Genomic DNA, 21575 nt, shown 5'->3' on the forward strand with positions numbered 1-21575 from the left:
CGGGACGGGACCCCCTCCCGGCCGCGCAGCACCTCGTACTCCGCCAGGTCCACCCGTCGGGTCACCCTCTTGAACTCGCCCGTGGTGCCGGGCCAGACCGTCGTGTTGCGGCCCTCGGCGTCGAGGTACCAGCTGGTGCAGCCGCCGGTGTTCCACACCGTGCGGCCCATGCGCCGCTGGAGGCCGGCCGCCCAGGCGTCCACCGCCGACTGGCGCGCGTCCAGCGCCGCCCTGCCGCGCGGGCCGCCGAGTCGGTCCAACTGCCGCAGGTAGTCGGCGAGGTAGTTCAGCTGCGCCTCGATCATGAGGATCATCGAGCTGTTCCCGAGCCCGGTGTTGGGGCCGATGATCATCATGAAGTTGGGGAAGCCGGCGATCGAGCCGCCGCGCAGCGCCCGCATGCCCGTGTCCCGCCACTCCTCGGCCAGGGTGGTACCGCGGGCGCCGGTGACGCGCTCGGCGAGCGGCATGTCGGTGATCCGGAATCCGGTGCCGAAGACGAGCGCGTCGGCCTCGGTGGTGGTGCCGTCGGAGGCCACCAGCGTCGAGCCCCGCACCTCGGCGAGGCCGGAGGCGATCAGCCGCACATTGGGCCGGGCCAGCGCCGGGTAGTAGTCGTTGGAGAGCAGGATGCGCTTGCAGCCGATCCGGTAGGACGGGGTGAGCTTGGCGCGCAGCGCGGGGTCCTTGATGGACCGGGCCATGTTGCGCTGGGCGAGGCGCTCGACGAAGCCCAGCTGGCGCGGCCGCTTGGTGAAGGCGCTGACCTGGAGCTCGCGCACGCCCCACAGCAGCCCGCGGCGGAGCGTGCCGGTGACCGGCACCTTGGCGTGCAGCCACTGCTCGACCTCGCTGATGCGGCGGTCGGCGCGCGGCAGCACCCAGGCCGGGGTGCGCTGGAAGAGTTCCAGCCGTGCCACCTCCGGCTGGATGGCCGGCACGATCTGGATGGCCGAGGCTCCGGTGCCGACCATCGCGACCCGCTTGCCGCGCAGGTCGACCTCGTGGTCCCAGCGGGCGGAGTGGAAGACCGCGCCGGGGAAGGTGTCCAGGCCCGGGATGTCCGGAATCCTGGGGTCGGAGAGCGGCCCGGCGGCGGAGACGACCATGTCGGCGGTGAGTGTGCCGCGGCTGGTCCCCACCTCCCAGCGCAGCGCCTCGGTGTCCCAGCGCAGCGCGCGCACCTCGGTGTGGAAGCGCAGGTGCGGCCGCAGCCCGAAGGTGTCGGCGACCCGCTCGAGATAGGCCCGGATGTGCGGCTGGCCGGAGAAGTTGCGCGGCCAGCCGGGGTTCGGCGCGAAGGAGAAGGAGTACAGGTGGGAGGGCACGTCACAGGCGCAGCCCGGGTAGGTGTTGTCCCGCCAGGTGCCGCCGACCGACCCGGCCCGCTCCAGCACGACGAAGTCGGTGATGCCCTCGCGGCGCAGTCGCACCGCCGCGCCCAGGCCGCCGAAGCCGGACCCGATCACCGCCACCCGTACGTGTCCCGGCGTCAGCTCGTCCGTGTGTGCCGGCGTCAGCTCGCCCATGCCGCCGCTCCTCCCGAGTCATTCGAGCGAAACCCTAATCGCGCCAGTAATCACTGGCACGATCGGAGCGTAGGGCAGTGAGCTACTCAGCGGTAGAGGTTTGACCGGTCGAGTTACCGCCGGTCTCGGCCGCCCCGACGCCACCTGACCGCCCTCCGCGGCCTCCGGCTGCATAGGCTGGCGCCGTGGCGAACAGCGATCCCCAGTGCGAGGGCGGGCGTGAGTACCGGATGGACGAGCTGGCCGAGGCGGCCGGCATCACCGTCCGTACGCTGCGTTTCTACCGGGAGCGCAAGCTGATCCCACCGCCCCGCCGGGAGGGTCGGATCGCCTGGTACAACGAGCACCATCTGGCCCGGCTGCGGACCATCGGCGCGCTGCTGGAGCGCGGCCACACCCTGGGCGGCATCGCGGAGCTGCTGACCGCCTTCGAGAGCGGCCGGGACGTCGCCGAGCTGCTGGGGCTGGCGGGCGCGGCCATCACCGTCCCGTGGTCCGAGGAGCAGGCCGTCCGGCTGACCCCCGAGGATCTCGCCGACCGCTTCGCGGGCGAGGTCACCCCCGAGAACCTGGCCGCCGCCCTGGACGTGGGCTATCTCGCGGTGGACGGCGACGAGATCGTCCACGTCAGCCGCCGGCTTCTGGACGCCTCCACCGCCCTGGTCGGCAGCGGCATCCCGCTGGCCGCCGTGCTGGCCGCCGGCCGTGAGCTGCGCGTCCACGTCGACGCCATAGCCGAGACCTTCACCCGTCTGATCACCACCCATGTCCTGGCTGATGTGATCGCCCACACCGCGGACGGCGCCACGCCCACCGCCGCGGAGGTGACACGGATCACCGAGACGGTCGAGCGGCTGCGCCCCACCGCCAAGGCCGTGGTCGACGCCGAGATGTCGATGGCCATGGACCGCCGGATCCGAGCGGAGCTGGACGCGTGGCTCGCGGAGCACCGACCTGAGGCAGGCGACCCGGGCGAACCGGGCGAGGCGTCGGCAGCGCACTGAAGGGGCGCGAGGCCGTGACGTGTGCGGCTCCGCCGGGTGGGCGCGGCGTGCCGTGAGCGGCTCCACCGCGCGGGCGAGACCGGCCACGGCAGCGCCCGAAGGGGCGCGGGGAACCGCGCGACCGGCCACGACGCGCCCGCGGACGGCATACCGGACTTCCGGCGAAGCGCTCAGCGCGCCGAGCCGTACGAGACCGTCACCGGGGCGTGGTCCGACCAGCGCAGCTCGTGGCTGGCGGCGCGCTCCACGACGGCCTTCAGGGCGCGCCCGGCCAGCCCCTCGGTCGCCACGTGGTAGTCGATGCGCCAGCCGGTGTCGTTGTCGAAGGCGCGGCCGCGGTAGGACCACCAGGAGTACGGGCCCTCGGTGTCCGGGTGCAGGGCGCGCACCACGTCCACGTAGGCGGCCTCGTCGAAGACCCGGCCGAGCCACTCCCGCTCCTCGGGCAGGAAGCCGGCGCTCTTCCGGTTGGCCCGCCAGTTCTTCAGGTCGGCCTCGCGGTGGGCGATGTTCCAGTCGCCGCAGACCAGCACCTCGCGACCGCCGGCGGCGGCCCGCTCGCGCAGCCCCTTGAGGTAGGGCAGGAACTCGGCCATGAACCGCTCCTTCTCGTCCTGCCGCGGGGTGCCCACCTCGCCCGAGGGCAGATAGAGGCTGGCCACGGTCACGCCGGGCAGGTCGACCTCGACGTAGCGCCCGCCGCCGTCGAACTCGGCGGACCCGAAGCCGACCCGTACGGCGTCCGGCTCCCGCCGGGAGTAGACGGCGACCCCGGCCCGCCCCTTGGCGGCGGCCGGCGCGTGCACGGTGTGCCAGCCCTCCGGCTGCCGCACCTCGTCCGTCAGCTGGCCCGGCTCGGCCCGCACCTCCTGGAGGCAGACCACATCGGCGGAGGTCGCGGCCAGCCACGGCAGGAAGCCCTTCTTGGCGGCGGCGCGCAGGCCATTCACATTCACGGACGTCACGGTGAGCATTCCGGCACGATACCGACATCCGATACGTACTCGCGTTCGCACCGGGCCCCGCCGTACGATCCGCGGAATGGACATCCGGCCTATACGCTTCGACCACCCCGACGCCGTCAAGCTGAGCGATCAGGTGCAGCAGGAGTACGCCGAGCGCTACGGCGAGGGCGACCTGACCGCGCTGGACCCGGCGGACTTCGCGCCGCCGCGGGGCCTCTTCCTGATCGCGTACGACGAGCGGGACCGCCCCGTCGCCTCCGGTGGCTGGCGCTCCCAGGACCGGAACGACGAGGGGTTCTCGGACGGCGACGCCGAGCTGAAGCGGATGTTCGTGGTGCGCGAGGCCCGCGGACAGGGGCTGGCGCGGCGCATCCTGGCCGCCCTGGAGGAGAACGCCCGGGAGGCCGGGCGGGCCCGGATGGTCCTGGAGACCGGCATCAAGCAGCCGGAGGCGATCACCCTGTACGCGTCGAGCGGCTATGCGCCGGTGCCGAAGTTCGGCTTCTACCGGGAGTACGAGGACAGCCGCTGCATGGGCAAGCCGCTGCCACAGGACGGCTGAGGCGCGGTTGAGCGGGGGTCGAGCCGGGCAGTGAGCAGGGGCGGGCGCTTGTCATGCTCACGCCCGCACACCCCCCACTCAGGAGGCCCCCCCATGTCCTCAGGCAAGACCCTCCGCGCGTTATCCGCCGCCCTGCTGAGCGCGGCCACGCTGGTCGCCGCCCAGACCACGGCCGCGGCGGCCCCGACCCCGACCCCGACCCCGAGCGTCCGGGTCGCCACGTACGACGCCAGCGGCTCCGCCGAGTTCCGCTCCGCGGTGGACCGGGGCGCGGCGATATGGAACGAGAGCGTCGCCGCCGTCCAGCTGCGCCCGGCCGCGGCGGGCCAGCGCGCCGACATCCGCGTCCTCGCCGACAACGGCTGGCCCCGCGCCATTCCCGCCGGCCTCGGCCGGGGCACCGTCTACATCGGCCGCCAGGCCGTCGACCAGGGGTACGACACCGTCCGCATCTCCTCCCATGAGCTCGGCCACATCCTCGGCCTCCCCGACCGCAAGCCGGGCCCCTGCTCCAGCCTGATGTCCGGCTCGACGGCGGGGGTCTCCTGCACCAACCCGTATCCGAACGCGGCGGAGAAGGCGGAGGTCGAGGGGGACTTCGGCGGACGTTTCGCGCCGCGCTCGGCGGACGTCGCCTGGAACGTTCCGATCAGGGACTGACGTGGGGCGCTCCCCCCACCGCCGGGGCGGGCAGCCGCCCGCCCCGGCTCTCGGCGACCCGCAGGACGTCGGTGAGGGCCTCGGTCAGCCGACGGGCGAGGAAGCGCAGCTCCCCGGCGTCGACCTTGCGGTCGTCCAGCATGACGCGCGCGTGCCCGAGCAGCTCGCCCGCCATCCGCAACTGCGCCGCCTCCATCTCGTCCGCCACCTTGGTGAGCAGACCACTGCCGTCGGAGTCGAGATAGCAGGGTGTGCCGTTGGGACCGGGCCAGGGCAACAGGCGCAGGGGTGTCGTGAGTTCCTTGGCGGCAGGGTCTGGCATATCGGCGCTCCTTGTGGCGTTGACCATGTCTCGCGCATCTGGTGACTTCATCGAATTACCTCCGTTGTTCTCGGGGAGGGGCCATCTGGGAGGCCAGAGAGGGGCCAGGCTGAGGCGAGAGAGGGGGCCAGGATGAGTGGTGATCGACGCCAGCAGTTCGGCGCCTACCTCACGCGACTCCGACGAGCCACGGGCAGAAGCCAACGTCAGTTGGCGGACCGGTTGTGCGCATTGTCGGGTCTGCAGTCGGTGACGAGGAACGAGGTGTCACGTTGGGAGCGCGGCGGGCGCGTGCCCGACGCCTGGCTGACCTTCCTGGCACAGGCGCTGGACACCTCGCCGAGCGAACTGGCCCGAGCCGCCGCCTATGCGCGCGGCGAAACGGATACCGCTCCCCCAGGACCGGACACCACACTGGCCGCCCTGCTGCCGCAGGGCGACCCCTTGGCTCCCCTGACAGCGCGGACGGGGCAACGACTCGGCCACGAGGCGGTGGCCCAGTTGGCGGACCGGGTGCATGCGTTACGGCTCGCCGATGACGTGCTCGCCGGTGGCGACCTGATCGCGCCGGCCTTCCGGCGTCTGGGCGCTGCGGTACGGCTCTACCGCGAGAGCACGTACGCGGAGGGGGTCGGGCGCGCACTGCTCGCACAGATCGGCGAACTGGCCCAGATCACCGGATGGATCGCGAGCGACGCCGGTCGACACGAGCAGGCCGAGCGCGCGTACCGCATCGGCATCGCGGCGGCGCGGCAGGCGGGCGATCGCCCGCTGACCGGCCATCTCACCGGAAGTCTGGCCTACCAGTTCAGCAACACGGGCCGGCTGCGGGAGGGTGTCGAGCTGGCTCGCGCAGCCCTCGCGGACGCGGGACCGGAGGCCCCCGGGAAAGCACGGGCCCTGTTCCTGGACCGGATCGCATGGGCGCACACTCGCGCGGGCGACGCGCAATCGGCGATGCGCGCCCTGGACGAAGCCCATGAAGCCCTGTCCGAGGACCAGGAACCGGCACCGCTGTGGGCGTACTGGGTGAGCCGCGCAGAACTGCGGGTGATGGATGCGCGGGTCTACACCGAACTGCGCCGCCCTCTGCGCGCCGTACCGCTGTTGGAGGATGTGCTCACACAGTACGACGCCACGCACACGCGCGAAATCGCCCTGTATCGCTCGTGGCTTGCCATCGCCCTCGCCGACGCCAACGAGCCCGAGCAGGCGGCGGCGGAGGCCCAGCGCGTGATCTCCCTGTCCGGCGACGTCAGCAGCGAACGGGCCGCAGAGCGCTGCCGCGTCGTATTGCGCCGACTGAGCACCTTCAGGGACGTACCCGAAGTGCGCGGCCTGCTTGACGAGCACGGGCACCTGCTGAGCGTCTGAGGCGTGACCACGCCGTAGCGGGGATCAGCTCCGGACCGGGGACGGGCAGGGGTTACCCCCTCAGCGATCAGCAGCCCGCACGGGGGCGGCCGGCAGCACGCCCGCCGCGCGGGCGGCCCGCAGCCAGTGGGGGAACTCGCTCGTCAGGGCCTCGTAGAGGGCCGTGTCCGGCAGGGCGCGGGGGTCGGTCCCGGCGGGGAAGAAGCCCGCGTTGTCCACGGGGCGGCGGGCGGGCACGGGAAGCTCGTCGAGTGCGCGCAGAAAGGCGAACTCCTTGCCGTCCGGGTCGCCGAAGCCGATGAACTGCCAGAAGATCGGCAACCGCGCGGCGACGCACAGCACGTGCTCGGCGGCCGCGCGCGAGGTGGGTCCGCCGTCGGTCTGGAAGATCACCAGGGCGGGGGCGGTCCCGCCGCGGGAGGTGTGGTGGTCGATGACGGCCTGCATCGCCAGGTGGTAGTTGGTCCGGCCCATGTGCCCGTAGCCCGCGTGCAGCGCGTCGATCCGGCCCGCGTAGTCGTCCAGGCCGATGTCCGCGACACCGTCCACGTCGGTGGAGAAGAAGACCACGGGGACCGTCCCGTCGTCGTCCAGGTGCGCCGAGAGCCCGAGCACCCGCTCGGCCAGGTGCTGCACCGCGCCCTGCCGGTAGTGGCGGCGCATGCTGCCGGAGCGGTCGAGGACGAGGTAGACGGCGGCGCGCTGCCCGTCGAGCCCGGACTTCTCCAGCGAGATCCGCGCCGTCTCGTAGAGGTCGACGAGGCCCGGCGCCGCCGTCCGTATCTTCTCCAGGCTGATCGCGGAGCCGGCCGCGTTCAGGCCGGTCGCGGAGCCGGCTGCGGTGGGGCGCGGGCGCTTGGTGTAGTCGATGGTCGCCGGGCGCCGGGGCGGCTTGGTGTAGTCGATGGCCATACCGGTCTCCAGTTGCCGAGGTCGGCCCCCAGACTACGATCGAAATAGGCCCTCATGAGGGCGAATCGGCCCACGCGAGCGGCGCGTACCAGCCCCGAGAGGCCCCCGGAAGGGGGCGGGAGGGGGCGAACCCCCATGACACCGGGAGGGCTTCCCGGCCCCGCCCTGGAGGCACTGCGCACCCGCATGACCGGCGAGGTGCTCGTGCCGGACGACGGCGCCCCGTACGACGAGGCCCGTACCGTCTTCAACGCCATGATCGACCGACATCCGACGGCGATCGCCCAGTGTGAGACGGCCGAGGACGTGGCCGCGGCGATCCGTTGCGGACGTGAGCACGGACTGCCGATCGCGGTCCGCGGCGGCGGACACAGCGTGGCGGGGATGGCGCTCGTCGACGACGGCCTCGTGGTCGATCTGCGCCGCATGCACGCGGTGACGGTCGACCCTGACCGACGCACCGCGCGGGTCGGCGGCGGCGCCACGATGAGCCACTTGGACCGCGCGACGCAGCCGTACGGGCTGGCGACGACCGGTGGCAGGGTCTCCACCACCGGCGTGGGCGGCTTCGTGTTGGGCGGCGGAACCGGCTGGGCGGACCGCATGTTCGGCCTCGCCTGCGACAACCTGCTCGCCGTCGACCTGGTGACGGCGGAGGGCGAGACGGTCCGGGCGAGCGCGGACGAGCGCCCGGAGCTGTTCTGGGCGCTGCACGGCGGCGGCGGCAACTTCGGGGTCGCCACCTCCTTCACGCTGCGACTGCACCCGCTGCCCCTGGTCACCGTGATGCTGTTGATGTGGCCGCCCGAGGCCGGCCCGGACGTCCTGCGCGACTACCGCGACTTCCTGGAGTCCGCGCCCGACGAGGTCGGCGGCGGGTTCATCTATCTCACCGCCCCGCCCGAGGAGTTCGTCCCGCCGGAGCTGGTCGACACCCTGGTCTGCGTCGTCCTCGTGACGTACGCGGGCGACGAACCGCGGGCGCGCGAGGCGGCCGCGCCGCTGCTGGGCCTCGGCCACCGGGCCGAGATGGTCGCCGAGCTGCCGTACGCCGACCTCCAGTGTCTGCTCGACGACCCGCCCGGCTACCGCAACTACTGGTCGGCGGAGCACCTCGACTCGCTCCCGGACCAGGCCGCCGGGGCGTTCTGCGCCCGCGCGGCCGACATGATCTGCCCGTCCCCCTCCCAGCACGTGCTGTTCCCGCAGGGCGGCGCGGTGGCCCGCGGCCCCGCCGACTATCCCGTCCCCTGGCGTACCGCACCCTGGGTGGTGCACCCCTTCGGGCTGTGGTCCGACCCCGCCGACGACGAGCGCGGCAGGCAGTGGGCCCGGCAGACCCGGGCGGACGTCCAGCCCTGGTCCAGCGGGGCCGTCTATCTCAACTTCATCGGCCGGGAGGGCGAGCAGCGCGTGGTGGCCGGGCTGGGCCCGGAGAACTACCGGCGGCTGGCCGCGGTGAAGGCCACGTACGACCCGGACAACGTCTTCCAGCTCAACCACAACATCAAACCCGCCTGACCTCACCCATTCGAGGGATTCCGGGTATGTACGGCTGACGCCGCGGCAATGACGGGAGGTATGGCCCTTCGCCGCGCGCCGCGCACCCCCGCGCACCCCACCGCGCTCACCGTCCTGCTCGGCCTCGCGTCCCTGGTGGCGTCGGCGCTCGCCGTGGCGCCCGCCACGGCGTCCGCCGCCCCCGGCGACGCGCCCGCGGACCCGGCGCGCGTGACCACCCGGAGCGGCGTGCTGCGCGGCACGGCCACCGAGTCCGGGCGGAGGTTCCTGGGCGTGCCCTACGCGGCGCCGCCGGTGGGGGCGGCGCGCTGGCGGCCACCGCGGCCGGTGCCGTCCTGGGACGGGGAGCGGGAGGCCACGCGGTACGGGTCCGCCTGCGCGCAGCGGGCCGACGAGGCGCTCGGCGAACCGGGCACCACCCATGAGGACTGCCTGTACCTGAACGTGTTCACGCCACCCGCCGGCGGGGCGGGCCGACCGGTCCTGGTGTGGTTCCATGGCGGCGGCTTCGACGCGCACTCGGCCACCCCGTACGACGCCTCGCGGCTGGCCCGCGCCGGCGACCTGGTCGTCGTCACGGTGAACTACCGGCTGGGGCCCTTCGGTTCGCTGGCCCTGCCCGAGCTGACCGCCGAGGAGCCGGACACCGGCTCCGGCAACTACGGACTGCTGGACCAGCAGGCCGCGCTCCGCTGGGTGCGGGACAACGCGACGGCCTTCGGCGGGTCGCCGGAGCGGGTCACCCTCGCGGGCCAGTCCGCCGGCGGGCTGAGCGTCTGCGCCCAGCTCGTCTCGCCGGGCGCCCGCGACCTCGTCCACCGCGCCGCCCTGCACAGCGCCCCCTGCGCGCTCTCCCCCGCCTTCCGTGACGCCCCCGCCGCCGAGGCGGCGGGCCGTGACTTCGCCGCCCGCGCGGGCTGCGGCGGCATGGGAACGGCCTCGGCGAAGAGGAAGCCGTTGTCCGCGCGGCGAACGACGGTCGGCGGGAAGGCCACCGGAGCGAGGGGGGCCGACACCGTCGCGTGCCTGCGCGCCACCCCGGCCGCCAAGCTGCTGGCCACCCGGTCACCCTCAGGGGTCGCGCCCTGGAACCCGGTCGCCGGCACCCCGGTCCTCCCCGAGCACCCCGCACAGGCCATCGCCGCCGGCCGCTACACGAAGGTGCCGGTGCTCACCGGATCCACCCGCGAGGAGGGAACCGTCTACGCGGCCAACCTGGAGGCCGGCGGCACCAGGCTGAACGCCCTCACCTACCCCCTCGCGCTCGCCGCCGCCTTCGGCACCCACGCCCCGGGCATCGCCCGCCGCTACCCGGCCTCGGCCTACGGAGGCGACCACCGCCTTGCCTACGGCGCGGTCCTCACCGACGCCCTCTTCGCCTGCCCCACCCGCAAGGTGGCGCTGTCGTTCGCCGCCTCGGCGCCCCGCACCCACGCCTACGAGTTCGCCGACCCCGCCTCGCCCAACCTCTACGCCCTCACCCCCGACTTCCCCCTCGGCGCCTACCACGGCGCCGAACTCTCCTACCTCTTCGACTACACCCGCCCCGACGGCACCACCCCCACCCCGCACACCCCGGCCCAGCGCCGCCTCTCCGACACCGTCCTCGCCTACTGGGCCCGCTTCGCCACCACCGGCACCCCCTCCAGCGCCGCCTCCAGCGCCGCCTCTGACGCCTCTGGCGCCGCCTCTGACGCCTCTGGCGCCCCCTCCGGCTCCCCCGAGACCCCGCCCTGGCACCCTCTCTCCCCCGGGGCCTACCGCCCGCTCTCCCTGACCCCGGACGCCATCGCGCCGCGGCCCGACTTCACCCCGGCCCACCACTGCGACTTCTGGGCGACCGTCCCCACGGCGCCACGCGCCTGGCCGCGGTTCGGCAGCTGACGCCGCCCGCACCCGCTCAGTCCGGCACCACCAGGCTGTACCGCAGCTTCTCCCTGGCCCGGGCGCCGAGCCGGTCGTAGAAGCGGACCGCGCCCTTGTTCCAGGTGGGCGTCTGCCACTGGACCTCGGTGAGACCCAGCTCACGCGCCTCGGCCGCCACCGCCTCCACGAGCCGCGCGCCCAGGCCCAGGCCCCGGTTGCCGGAGCGGAGGAAGAGGCAGTCCATGTGCAGGTACTCACGCCCCTCCCAGGTGGAGAGTTCGGGCGCGCATGTGGCGTAGCCCACGATCTCCCCGTCGGACAGCTCCGCGACCAGGCAGCGCAGCCGCGGCTGGGGGGTGTCGAAGAGCAACGCGGCGAGCCGCTCCGCGAGTCCGGGCGCGGGCGGCGCCGCCCGTTCGTACGCGGCGTGCTCGGCGGCCAGTTCGGCGACCCGCGCCAGATCGGCCGGGAGCGCCCGGCGCACCCGCGCGGCCCGCGATTCCTCACGATCATTCATCCGGCCATCATGCAGGCATCGGACGCGGCGGGAAGAGACCGCCGGAAAAGCGAAGATCCCGCCCGATCTATCAGATCGGGCGGGATCTCACCGTGTTGTGGACCTGAGGGGATTTGAACCCCTGACCCCCTCGATGCGAACGAGGTGCGCTACCAGTCTGCGCCACAGGCCCTTGCAACGAGTGAAACTCTAGCATCCCCATCCGGGTGCTTGGAAATCCGTTCCCCGCTGGTCAGTGGAGCGGGGCCGTCACTCGTTCGCCGCGCGGGGGCGGTCCTCGTCGGCGTACTGGTCGAAGAGCGGGGTGCGGCCGCGCTCGCGGGAGCGGCGGGGCATGGCGGAGGCGGTGCCCGCGCGGGGCGCGGGGGCGGGTGCCGGGTCCGGGTCGGCGGTGGGCTCGGCGGCGCTGGAGCGGGCCGAGCTCCAGGCGTCGGGCGCGTCCAGGTCGACGCTGCCGGTGGCGCGCGGGGCGACCGGCGCGGTGACGTACGTGGGCAGCGGGACCGGGACCGGCTCCCAGCTCTCCCCCACCGCCGGGCCGCGCTCGCGCTCCCGCTGCTGGTCCACCCACTCCGCGTGGTCGGTCTGCTCCACCAGGGCGCGCGCCGCGGCGGAGGGCTCCGGCGGAGCGGCCAGCGGCTCGTGCTCCGGGCGGGACGGGGCGGGGTGGGCGGCGTGCGGCGGGTGCTGCTCATCGCCGACCGCGCGGGCCGCCGGAAGCGTGACGGCGGTCGGGTCGGCCGCCGCGGGGCGCGGGCGCAGCTGGCGCTCCCGCAGCCGCTGGGCGGCCAGCTCGGCGCGGCGCTGGTCCATGGTGAAGGTGAACCGGCGGCGCTCCTGGACGCGCAGATGGGCGATGTAGGCACTGAGCAGCACGGCCGGCGCCGCGGGGGCCCACAGGAAGGCGAGGCCGCCGACGGCGGCGACCACCGCGCCCAGGGTGAAGGCGAGGAAGAGCATCACCGTCGTCCGTCGACGCCGGGCCAGGACCTTGGCGCGGCGCATGCGCTGGACCCCCGAGGCCTCACCCCGCCGGGCCGCTCTCGCCTCTCGGGCCTCGAGCGCCACCGACTCCGGACCCGTCGCGGGCTCGGCCCCCGGCCGGGGCTCGATCCCGGGCCGCGGCGCGGCGCCGGGGCGAAGGTCCGCACCAGGGCGGAGGTCCGCACCGGTTGCGGGGTAGACGAAGGCCCGGACGTCGACCAGGTCGGTCACGGCGTCCGGGTCGGCCACGCTCCGCTCGGGTTCCACGGGATCCGCCCCCGGCTGAGGGGGGTCCGCTTCCTCGGCGGCGCGAGCCTCCAGGTCCTTGGCGTAACGGCGCTCCATCCCCGCCCGGCCGGACAACAGCCGGATGGCGGTGCTGAAGCGTTCCGTCGGACGGGCTTCGTTGAGCTCGTCCTGCCTACGGAGCCACATGGGCACCAGGTAGGCGGCCCAGGCCCCGACGATGACGGCGTAGATGAGGCCACTGCTGCTCACGGTGACACGGTAGAGGGGTCCGCGCGAGCCCATCCGCCAATTGGCGCGGTGTGTCGCACGATCTGGCTGATATCTCGAACATTTTTTGTGATTGTTGAGATGAGCAGACAGGAATCGTGTTCAATTGATGACTCATTTCGAACACATTTTTTATTTCTGCGAGGCCGTGCCGGAAGCCCCAGGCCGGGTCCGGTGCCAGCGCGCCAGCAGCCCCTCCGGCACCTCCTCCGCCGTCAGCGCGAACACCAGGTGGTCGCGCCAGGCCCCGTCGATGTGCAGATAGCGCGGGCGCAGCCCCTCTTCGCGGAATCCGAGTTTCTCCACCACCCGGCGGCTCGGCACGTTCTCCGGCCGGATGCAGACCTCGATGCGGTGCAGCCCGACCGTGCGGAAGCAGTGGTCCACCGCGAGGGCCACCGCCGTCGGCATCACCCCGCGGCCGGCGACCGCCTCGTCCACCCAGTAGCCGACATGGCCGGAGCACATCGAGCCCCAGGTGATCCCCGCCACGGTCAGCTGTCCGGCCAGCTGGCCCCGGTACTCGATGACGAACGGCAGCATCCGTCCGGCGTGCGCCTCGGCGCGCAGATGGCGGACCATCTGCCGGTACGTGGGGCGCTGGGTGACCGGGCCTCCAGGCGGAGGCGGCGGGATCGTCGCCTCCCAGGGGCGCAGCCACTCGCGGTTGCGCTGATTGACCTCACGCCAGGCGCGCTGGTCGCGCAGCCTTATGGGGCGGAGGACGGTGTCGCCGTCCGCCAGTTCGACCGGCCAGAGGGCGTTCAGCTGGGGCTCCCTGGAAGGCCACCCGAACCTTCGGGCCCGGCGGGTCCACTCGACGAGCCGGCGCCGGAGGACGCGCCCGGCGGCCCGGCGTCTCGGGACCCGTGCGGCCCGGCGTCTCGGGACCCGTGCGGCCCGGCGTCGGCTGATCCGCCCGGTGAGCCGGCGTCGGCGGGTTCGCCCGGCGATACGGCGGCGGCGGGGCTGGCGTGGTCGCCCCCGTGCAGCTGCTCGACGGCGTGCGTCAGCAGACGGCCCAGCACCGCGAGCCCGTCCCGCACCCCGCCCGTGGAGCCCGGCAGGTTCACGATCAGCGTGCTCCCCGCGACTCCGGCCAGCCCCCGGGAGAGCGCGGCCGTGGGGACCTTCGCGAGGCCCTCGGCGCGGATCGCCTCCGCGATGCCGGGCACCTCGTAGTCCAGGACGCGGCGGGTGGCCTCGGGAGTGCGGTCGGTGGGCGAGATGCCGGTGCCGCCGGTGGTGACCACCACCGCGTACCCCAACGTCACCGCCTCGCGCAGCGCCCGCTCCACGGGGTCGCCGTCCGGCACCACCCGCGGGCCGTCCACCGTGAAGCCCAGGTCCGTCAGGCCCGCCACCAGCAGCGGGCCGCCCCTGTCCGGGTAGACGCCCGCGGACGCCCGGTTGGAGGCGGTGACGACCAGAGCCCGCCGGGCCTGTGGGGCGGTGCCGCCCCGCGCGGCCTCGTCATGGACGTCCGTGGCCGCCGCCGGCGCCCCGGGGGCCGGGACCCGCCCCGACTCCGGCGGCGTCGCCACACGCTCCGCCACCGGCCTCCGTACGTCCGGCGCGTCCGGCCCGCCCGAGCCGCCCGAACCGGACGAGCCGCCCGAACCGGATGAGGCGGCCGAACCGGACGAGGCGGCGGCGACGTCCGCGGCGTCCAGGGTGTGCGGGGCGTCCGTCTCCGTGGCCTTCGTGGCCGTGGCCGCTGTGCCCGGTGGCTTCATGCGCGGTGCCAATCTCCCGACTTTCCGCCGGTCTTCTCCTCGACCCGTACGTCCGTGATCACCGCGGCCTTGTCGACCGCCTTCACCATGTCGACCACGGTGAGCGCCGCCGTGCTGACCGCGGTCAGGGCCTCCATCTCGACTCCCGTGCGGTCGGTGGTCTTCACGGTGGCGGTGATCTCCACGGCATCGTCGGCCACCGACAGGTCCACCGTCACGCCGGACACCGCGAGCGGGTGACACAGCGGGATCAGCTCGGGAGTGCGCTTGGCTCCCATGATGCCCGCGATCCGGGCGGTGGCGAGGGCGTCGCCCTTGGGCACGCCCTCGCCCCGCAGCAGCTCCACGACGCGTGGTGAGACGAGGACCCGACCGCTGGCGCGGGCGGTGCGCGCGGTGACCTCCTTGGCCGAGACGTCGACCATGCGCGCCGCGCCGGCCTGGTCGAGGTGGGTGAGATGGTCCTGGGGGCTGCTCATCGTTCTCCCGGTCCGGGCCCGCCGGCCGGGCCGGGTGGCGGGGGCCATCGGCGGGGCCGTGCGGCTGTCATGGGAGGACACCGTACCCGCAGCGAGGCGGGCCTAGCCGAGCAGGACGACGTCGAGTTCGGTGCCGGGCGCGACCTCGGTCGCGTCCTCCTCGATCACGATCAGAGCGTTGGCGTGCGCCAGCGCCTTCACCAGGTGGGAGCCGGCCCCACCCACCGGGGTGACCGTGCCCCGCGCGGGGCCGCCCTCGGCGCCCGTCTCCGGCGCGTACCAGCCGCGCAGGAACTGGCGGCGGCCGGCCGGGGAGGAGGCGATGCCCTCGGTGCACACGGCCCGCACCGTGGTGCGGTGCACCGACGGCAGCCCCAGCAGGGTGCGGATCACGGGCCGTACGAACAGCTCGAAGGACACATAGGCGCTGACCGGGTTGCCGGGGAGGGCGAGCAGCGGGATCCCGTCCGGGCCGACCTTGCCGAAGCCCTGCGGCTTGCCGGGCTGCATGGCCAGCTTGCGGAAGTCGACCTCGTCCATCGCCTCCTTGACCACGTCGTACGCGCCGACGCTCACCCCGCCGCTGGTGACGATGGCGTCCGCGCGGACCAGCTGGTCGTCGATGGTGGACCGCAGCGTGTCCGCGTCGTCGGCGACCGCGCCGACCCGATAGGCGATCGCGCCCGCGTCCCGCGCGGCGGCGGTGAGCTGGAAGCTGTTGGAGTCATGGATCCGGCCGGGGGTCAGCTCCTCACCGGGCGGCACCAGCTCGCTGCCGGTGGACAGCACCACGACGCGCGGCCGGGGGCGGACGGTGACCGTGGCCCGGCCGATCGCGGCCAGCAGGCCGATCTGGGTGGGGCCCAGGACCGTGCCGGCCGGGAGCGCCAGCTCGCCCGCGCCGACGTCGCTGCCGCGCCTGCGGACATGCCGCCCCGCCTCGGCGCCGCGGTGGACGCGCACCTGCCCGCCGGCGCCCTCGGGGGCCGCGCTGTGCGCCCGCATGCCGGTGGCCGGGCCCGCTCCGCTGCCGCCGTCGGTCCACTCCACCGGGATCACCGTCTCGGCGCCCGGCGGCAGCGGCGCGCCGGTCATGATGCGCGCGGCCTGGCCGGGGCCCACCTTGGGCAGCCGACCGCTGCCGGCGGCGACATCGCCGATGACCTTGAGCACCACGGGGTGCCCCTCGGAGGCGCCCGCGACGTCGGCCGCGCGGACCGCGTAACCGTCCATGGAGCTGTTGTCGAAGGGCGGCAGGGCGACGGGCACGGTGACGTCCTCGACCAGGACGCAGCCCTGGGCGTCGAGCAGCTTCAGCTCGATCGGCTCCAGCGGGCGCACCCGCTCCAGGATGTCGGCGAGATGCTCGTCCACCGACCACACCCGGTCCGCGTCCTCCGCATCGGCGGAGGCGTCGGCCCGGGCTTCGGCCCCGGCTTCGGCTTCCGCTTCGGCCCCGGCTTCGGCCGTTGCCGTGGCCTCGGCGCGGTCCCGCGGCGCGCTCTCCCGCTCCGCGGCGCCGGTCCGGTCGTCCGCCCCGCCCGGCGCCCCCGTGTCCGGGGAGCCGGCGTCGGGGTCGGGGCGGGGGTCGTGCTCGGCGGCCTGCGCTGCGGTGCTGCTCAAAGTGCTACATCTCCTCGGTGACGTAACGGCGAAGCCAGTCCCGGAACTCCGGTCCCAGGTCTTCACGTTCGCACGCAAGTCTGACAATGGCACGCAGATAGTCGCCACGGTCGCCGGTGTCGTAACGGCGCCCCTTGAAGACGACGCCGTGCACCGGGCCGCCGAGGCCCGGATCCGCGGCCAGCGCCTGGAGCGCGTCGGTGAGCTGGATCTCGCCGCCGCGGCCCGGTTCGGTGGTGCGCAGCACGTCGAAGACCGCGGGATCGAGGACGTAACGGCCGATGACGGCGTAGTTGCTGGGCGCCTCGGCGGCGGTGGGCTTCTCGACCAGCCCGGAGACCTGGACCACGCCCTCCTCGAGGGTCGGCTTCACGGCGGCGCAGCCGTAGAGGTGGATCTGGGCCGGTTCGACCTCCATGAGGGCGATGACACTGCCGCCGTGCTGCTCCTGGATGTCCACCATCCGGGACAGCAGCGGGTCGCGGGAGTCGATCAGGTCGTCGCCGAGGAGGACCGCGAAGGGCTGGTCGCCGACGTGCGGGGCGGCACAGAGCACCGCGTGGCCGAGCCCGCGCGGGTCGCCCTGGCGCACGTAGTGCATGGTCGCCAGCTCGCTCGACTCGCGGACGCGGGCGAGCCGGGTCTCGTCGCCCTTGCGGGTCAGCGCCTCTTCGAGCTCGTAGTTGCGGTCGAAGTGGTCCTCGAGCGGACGCTTGTTACGGCCGGTGATCATGAGGACGTCGGAGAGGCCGGCGGTGACGGCCTCCTCCACGACGTACTGGATCGCCGGCTTGTCGACGACCGGCAGCATCTCCTTGGGGGTGGCCTTTGTGGCCGGGAGAAAGCGGGTTCCGAGACCGGCGGCAGGGATGACAGCCTTGCTGATCCGAGTACGCGATTGAGTCATGTCCCGAACCCTATCCGGTGCCTTTGGGCAGATGATGACGGTCCGGAGAATATGACATGAGACAAGGAATTTGTGCACTCACGTGATCACGACTGACGGTAATAAAGCGGAGTTGCGGCGACACCTCCTTTCGGTGAGGTCCGGATTGCCAACGGGTGACGTCGAGGCGGCGGAGGCGGCCCTCGCGCGGCGCGCGGCGGAGCTGCCGGAGCTGGCCGACGCGCGGACGGTCGCCGCGTATGTGTCGGTCGGACGCGAGCCGGGCACTCGGGCGCTGCTGGACGCGCTGCTCGCGCGGGGCGTGCGCGTGCTGCTGCCCGTGCTCCTGCCCGACAACGATCTCGACTGGGGCGTCTACCGGGGCGCGGAGGGGCTGCGCCGCGCCTCCAGGGGGCTGCTGGAGCCGGACGGGGGGCGACTGGGGCCGGACGCGGTCCTCGACGCCGACGCGGTGCTGCTGCCCGGACTCGCCGTCGACCGGCGCGGGATCCGCCTGGGGCGCGGCGGCGGCTCCTACGACCGGGTCCTGGCCAGGATCGCCGCGGCGGGCGCCGACCCGGCCCTGGTGGTGCTGCTCTACGACACCGAACTGCTGGAGACGGTGCCTCGCGACCCGCACGACCGACCGGTGCAGGCGGCGGTGACGCCCTCGGCGATCCACAGGTTTACGGAGCCGCCGCGCTGAAATAGGCGCGGGTAACGCGGGTAATGGGTGCCGCGCCTATCCGGCCGCCGCGGCGCCTTCACCGCCGCCGGAATTACCGGTTCACCCCGACGACGGAAAGGAAACAGCCCCGCCGATCTCGTAAAGATGATCAGCGGGGCTGTTCGGGTGCCGGCTCCCGAGCGCGTCAGACGGTCACGTCCACCGCGCTCGCGGGGTCCCGGTCACACCGGGTGTCCGGTCATGCCGGGCGTCCTGGTCACGCTGAGTGTCCAGCTCACGCTGGCGACGGTCACCTCAGGCGTCCCGGTCACGCCCGGATCGCGGTCGCGTCCAGAGGAGCCCGAGCGCTCACGGCGTCAGCTCCAGCTCGTCCTCGGTGCCCTCGTCGACCGCCTTCTTGCTGAACGCCCAGGGCAGCAGCTCGCCCTTGGCCCACTTGTCCGTCTGGTCGGTGTAGTGGTCGTGGTAGGCGTGGCCGGAGGCGCCGGTCAGGTTGATCCAGAGCGACTTGTCCATCTCCTGGAGGTTGACCACCATCCGCATCGACGGGACCCAGGAGACCTCGTAGCCGCCCGCCGCGTTCCAGCCGGTCGCGTTGACCGCCGCCTCACCGCCGCTGAGGTTCCAGGGGCCGCGGTTGAGCAGCCACTGCACCGCGCCGGGGCCCTCCTTGCCCATGGTCTGGTTCTTGAGGGTGAGCCGGTGCAGCCGGCCCCAGCTCCAGCCGTCGATGTCCTTGCCGAGCTTGGCGGTGAGCTCGTAGCGCGCGTCCTTCATGGCCTTGGCCAGGAGCTCGTCGCGGTTGGTGGCACCGGGGTCGGCCTTGGTGCCGGAGGTCTTCCACCACTCGTTCTTCTCGTCGTCGAGGATCGAGCGGACCACCTCGTACCAGCGGTCGCCGCCGTCGGGCTGCGCCGAGTCCGCGTCGCGCTGGCCGCACTCGCGCACCGTGCGGGTGTTGCCGTCCAGGTCCTCCGCCGGGCCGGAGTCGTCGGCCGGGCGGACCCGCAGACACTGGCCCTCGACGCGCATCTCCTTGGGCAGCTTGTTCCCGAAGGCGAGCATCAGGGTGTTGCGCCACACGGCGTTGAAGTAGGCGGCGGCCGCCGAGTCGGAGTCCTGGGTGTAGTCCCAGCCCTCCAGCAGCTGCTGGGCCTCGCGGACGTAGTCGTCCTTGATGTCGATCTTCAGCAGGAGCGGCGTCAGCAGCTCGGCGATCTCGCTGCTGCTGTCCATCTGCATGGACTGCATGTCGCCCATGGAGATCTTGCCGTTGTCCTTGATCTTGGACTTGATGAGGTCGGTGATGCGCTGGCTGCGCGCGCCGTAGCCCCAGTCGTTGGTGAGCAGGTAGGGGTACTTCTCCTGGTCGATCACGGCCTGGTTGGCGGTGACGATGTAGCCGCGCTTGGGGTCGTAGTCCCAGGGCATGGCGTCCTGGGGCACGTAGCCGGTCCACTGGTAGTCGGGGTCCCAGCCGGGCGCCGGGTAGCGGCCGTCGGGCTTGGGGCCGGTGGCCTTGCCGTTGCCGCGGATCGGGATCCGGCCCGGGGCCTGGTAGCCGATGTGGCCCTCGGTGTCGGCGTAGATCAGGTTCTGCGAGGGGACGGCGAAGTCGCGGGCCGCCTTGCGGAAGTCGGAGAAGTTCTTGGCGGTGTTGAGCTGGAAGACCGCGTCCATGGTCTTGGACGGCTCCAGCGCGGTCCAGCGCAGCGCCACCGCGTAGCCGTCGCCGCGGTCCGGGGCGACGTTGCCGACCGGGGCGTTCTCGCCGACCTTGTCCAGCTCGTGGTCGAGCGCGTCGTCACGGTCGGAGACCAGCGGACCGTTCCGGGTGGAGCGGACCGTGATCGTACGGTCCTTGCCGCCGGCGACCTTGATCGTCTCCTTGCGGACCTTGAACGGCTTCTGCTTGTCGCCGAACAGGTAGGTGTTGGCGGTGACCTTCTCCAGGTAGAGGTCGGTCACGTCGGCCCCGAGGTTGGTCATGCCCCAGGAGATGTCCTTGTTGTGGCCGATGACCACGCCCGGCATCCCGGAGAAGGTGAAGCCGGCGACGTCGTACGGGCACGCCTGGCTCACCTTGTTGCAGTGCAGGCCCATCTGGTACCAGACGGACGGCAGCTGCGGGGCCAGGTGCGGGTCGTTGGCGAGCAGCGGCTTACCGGTGGTGGTGTGCGCGCCGGAGACGACCCAGGAGTTGGAGCCGATGCCGCTGCCGTTGGGGCCGAGCAGCGCCGGGACCTCCTCAAGGCTCTTGGAGAGTCCCGAGAGCTGGGTCTGGACACCCTGGGTGGCCTGGTCGGTCTGGGTGGCCTGGTCGGCGCCCTGGGTGTTCGTGCCCTGGGTGCCGCCCCGCGTGGTCCCCTGGGCGGTGCCCGGGGTGCCGGCGGGCGTGCCGGGGTTGGTGGTGCCCGGGACGTCGGTGCCCGGGGTGCGCTGCGCGTCGCCCGCGGCGCCGGTCGGCGGGGTCCCCTTCGGGTCGAATTCCCCGGTGATGGTGTCCACCGAGCCGCCGTCGACGATCGGCTTGTTGCGGCCGACCGGGTAGGACGGGTACAGCTGCTCGATCTGCTTGCGGCTGAGGCGGTTGGAGGCGAGCGCGCGGTCGATCTCGTCCTGCATGTTGCCGCGCAGGTCCCAGGCCATCGCCTTGAGCCAGGCGACGGAGTCGATCGGGGTCCACTTCTCCGGCTTGTAGCCCTCGTGCACGAAGTCCAGGGCCGCGTACTCGACCGAGAGCTCCTTGCCCTGATGGTCCTTGAGGTACGCGTTGACTCCGTCGGAGTAGGCCTGGAGGTACTTCTTCGTGGAGGCCGACAGCTTCTTGTCGTACTCCTGCTGTGCGACCCGGTGCCAGCCGAGGGTGCGCAGGAAGGCGTCGGTCTCGACCTGGTCCTCGCCGAACATCTCCGAGAGTCGCCCGGCCGTCATGTGACGGCGCACGTCCATCTCCCAGAAGCGGTCCTGCGCCTGCACGTAGCCCTGGGCGCGGAAGAGGTCCTCGGGGGTGTCGGCGTAGATCTGCGGGATCCCATAGCCGTCACGCTTGACCTGAACCTTCCCGGAGAGTCCCTTGAGCTGGAGGGTTCCGGTGGTCTCCGGGAAAGAGGCGCGTACCGTGCTGACGCTCCAGTACGTGCCGTAGCCGACACCCGCCACGAGAAGCAGCACTACTGCGATCACGAGCAGGCGGACACGGCGGCCCTTCTTCTTTCGAGAGGGGCCGTTTTCGTTGGCGGGCATCGCTGTCCTTCGAGGGGCAGGGTGGTCCTGGAGTGCTGGAGCAACCATAGGCGCAGCGACCGCGCCGCCCTTCAGCGGATCTGGCCAGAGGTCGCCGAAGGCGGCTCCGCGCGGGATCGACGAGGGGCTCGACGAGAGGACCGACGAGGAGACTCGCGTCAAGAACCCGTAAAATGTTAGGTAAG

Annotated in this window: 18 protein-coding genes, 1 tRNA gene and 1 pseudogene; 7 read left to right on the forward strand and 13 right to left on the reverse strand. The window is 73.0% G+C overall.

The features are described 5' to 3' along the window. Positions 1-23: 23 nt before the first annotated feature. A pseudogene (locus tag LRS74_RS12310) lies at positions 24-1529 on the reverse strand (NAD(P)/FAD-dependent oxidoreductase); the annotation flags it as partial. Between the two features lie 230 nt (positions 1530-1759). On the opposite strand from LRS74_RS12310, the gene LRS74_RS12315 reads away from it, so the two are divergent. Then, positions 1760-2533 (forward strand): MerR family transcriptional regulator, encoded by a 774-nt coding sequence (locus LRS74_RS12315; protein ID WP_277744723.1) that lies wholly within the window; start codon positions 1760-1762, stop codon positions 2531-2533. Between the two features lie 170 nt (positions 2534-2703). Here the strand turns inward: LRS74_RS12315 and LRS74_RS12320 are convergent, their stop codons facing one another. Further along, positions 2704-3507 (reverse strand): exodeoxyribonuclease III, encoded by an 804-nt coding sequence (locus tag LRS74_RS12320; protein WP_277741051.1) that lies wholly within the window; start codon positions 3505-3507, stop codon positions 2704-2706. Positions 3508-3574: 67 nt separating this feature from the next. Between LRS74_RS12320 and LRS74_RS12325 the strand changes: the two genes are divergently transcribed. Together LRS74_RS12325 and LRS74_RS12330 are read left to right on the forward strand one after the other, a co-directional pair. Continuing rightward, entirely contained in the window at positions 3575-4060 is a 486-nt protein-coding gene (locus LRS74_RS12325) for a GNAT family N-acetyltransferase (protein ID WP_277741052.1), read from the forward strand. 93 nt (positions 4061-4153) lie between these two features. After that, entirely contained in the window at positions 4154-4720 is a 567-nt protein-coding gene (locus LRS74_RS12330; protein ID WP_277741053.1) for a snapalysin family zinc-dependent metalloprotease, read from the forward strand. Here the strand turns inward: LRS74_RS12330 and LRS74_RS12335 are convergent. After that, positions 4710-5042 (reverse strand): hypothetical protein, encoded by a 333-nt coding sequence (locus LRS74_RS12335; protein ID WP_277741054.1) that lies wholly within the window; start codon positions 5040-5042, stop codon positions 4710-4712. The genes LRS74_RS12330 and LRS74_RS12335 overlap by 11 nt on opposite strands. A gap of 132 nt (positions 5043-5174) precedes the next feature. On the opposite strand from LRS74_RS12335, the gene LRS74_RS12340 reads away from it, so the two are divergent. Beyond that, positions 5175-6416, forward strand: coding sequence for a helix-turn-helix transcriptional regulator (locus tag LRS74_RS12340; protein ID WP_277741055.1), 1242 nt, complete (start codon positions 5175-5177; stop codon positions 6414-6416). Between the two features lie 60 nt (positions 6417-6476). Here the strand turns inward: LRS74_RS12340 and LRS74_RS12345 are convergent, their stop codons facing one another. Beyond that, entirely contained in the window at positions 6477-7328 is an 852-nt protein-coding gene (locus LRS74_RS12345) for a VWA domain-containing protein (RefSeq protein WP_277741056.1), read from the reverse strand. Between the two features lie 135 nt (positions 7329-7463). Here LRS74_RS12345 and LRS74_RS12350 point away from each other — a divergent pair, with 135 nt between their 5' ends. Both LRS74_RS12350 and LRS74_RS12355 read left to right on the forward strand, forming a co-directional pair. Continuing rightward, positions 7464-8849 (forward strand): FAD-binding oxidoreductase, encoded by a 1386-nt coding sequence (locus LRS74_RS12350; protein WP_277741057.1) that lies wholly within the window; start codon positions 7464-7466, stop codon positions 8847-8849. A 60-nt stretch (positions 8850-8909) separates the two neighbouring features. Continuing rightward, positions 8910-10733: a carboxylesterase family protein gene (locus LRS74_RS12355; protein ID WP_277741058.1), complete on the forward strand. Its 1824-nt coding sequence runs from the start codon at positions 8910-8912 to the stop codon at positions 10731-10733. 16 nt (positions 10734-10749) lie between these two features. Here LRS74_RS12355 and LRS74_RS12360 read toward each other — a convergent pair whose 3' ends face one another. The 8 genes from LRS74_RS12360 to galU all read right to left on the reverse strand — a co-directional run bounded on the left by LRS74_RS12360 (position 10750) and on the right by galU (position 17477). After that, positions 10750-11232: a GNAT family N-acetyltransferase gene (locus LRS74_RS12360; protein WP_277741059.1), complete on the reverse strand. Its 483-nt coding sequence runs from the start codon at positions 11230-11232 to the stop codon at positions 10750-10752. A gap of 98 nt (positions 11233-11330) precedes the next feature. Further along, positions 11331-11404 (reverse strand) — tRNA-Ala (locus LRS74_RS12365). A 77-nt stretch (positions 11405-11481) separates the two neighbouring features. Next, the gene (locus LRS74_RS12370; protein ID WP_277741060.1) at positions 11482-12714 is read right to left on the reverse strand and encodes a hypothetical protein; all 1233 of its coding nucleotides are present in this window, start codon (positions 12712-12714) and stop codon (positions 11482-11484) included. Positions 12715-12864: 150 nt separating this feature from the next. Continuing rightward, positions 12865-13500 carry a GNAT family protein gene (locus LRS74_RS12375; RefSeq protein ID WP_277744724.1) on the reverse strand — a complete coding sequence of 212 codons (636 nt, stop codon included), beginning with the start codon at positions 13498-13500 and terminating at the stop codon, positions 12865-12867. Then, the gene (locus tag LRS74_RS12380; RefSeq protein ID WP_277744725.1) at positions 13497-14162 is read right to left on the reverse strand and encodes a MogA/MoaB family molybdenum cofactor biosynthesis protein; all 666 of its coding nucleotides are present in this window, start codon (positions 14160-14162) and stop codon (positions 13497-13499) included. The genes LRS74_RS12375 and LRS74_RS12380 overlap by 4 nt, the downstream gene beginning before the upstream one ends. Positions 14163-14464: 302 nt before the next feature. Beyond that, positions 14465-14947: a cyclic pyranopterin monophosphate synthase MoaC gene (gene moaC / locus LRS74_RS12385; protein ID WP_277741061.1), complete on the reverse strand. Its 483-nt coding sequence runs from the start codon at positions 14945-14947 to the stop codon at positions 14465-14467. A 102-nt stretch (positions 14948-15049) separates the two neighbouring features. Further along, positions 15050-16330 (reverse strand): gephyrin-like molybdotransferase Glp, encoded by a 1281-nt coding sequence (glp, locus tag LRS74_RS12390; protein WP_277744726.1) that lies wholly within the window; start codon positions 16328-16330, stop codon positions 15050-15052. Positions 16331-16574: 244 nt separating this feature from the next. Next, on the reverse strand, positions 16575-17477 hold the full coding sequence (gene galU, locus LRS74_RS12395; RefSeq protein WP_277741062.1) for a UTP--glucose-1-phosphate uridylyltransferase GalU: 903 nt from the start codon (positions 17475-17477) through the stop codon (positions 16575-16577). Between the two features lie 82 nt (positions 17478-17559). On the opposite strand from galU, the gene LRS74_RS12400 reads away from it, so the two are divergent. Beyond that, complete coding sequence (locus tag LRS74_RS12400) at positions 17560-18162, forward strand: 5-formyltetrahydrofolate cyclo-ligase (protein WP_277741063.1); 603 nt, start codon at positions 17560-17562, stop codon at positions 18160-18162. A gap of 330 nt (positions 18163-18492) precedes the next feature. Here the strand turns inward: LRS74_RS12400 and LRS74_RS12405 are convergent, their stop codons facing one another. Further along, positions 18493-21390, reverse strand: coding sequence for a penicillin acylase family protein (locus LRS74_RS12405; RefSeq protein ID WP_277741064.1), 2898 nt, complete (start codon positions 21388-21390; stop codon positions 18493-18495). Positions 21391-21575: the final 185 nt, after the last annotated feature.

The organism is Streptomyces sp. LX-29, assembly GCF_029541745.1.
Taxonomy (GTDB): Bacteria; Actinomycetota; Actinomycetes; order Streptomycetales; family Streptomycetaceae; genus Streptomyces.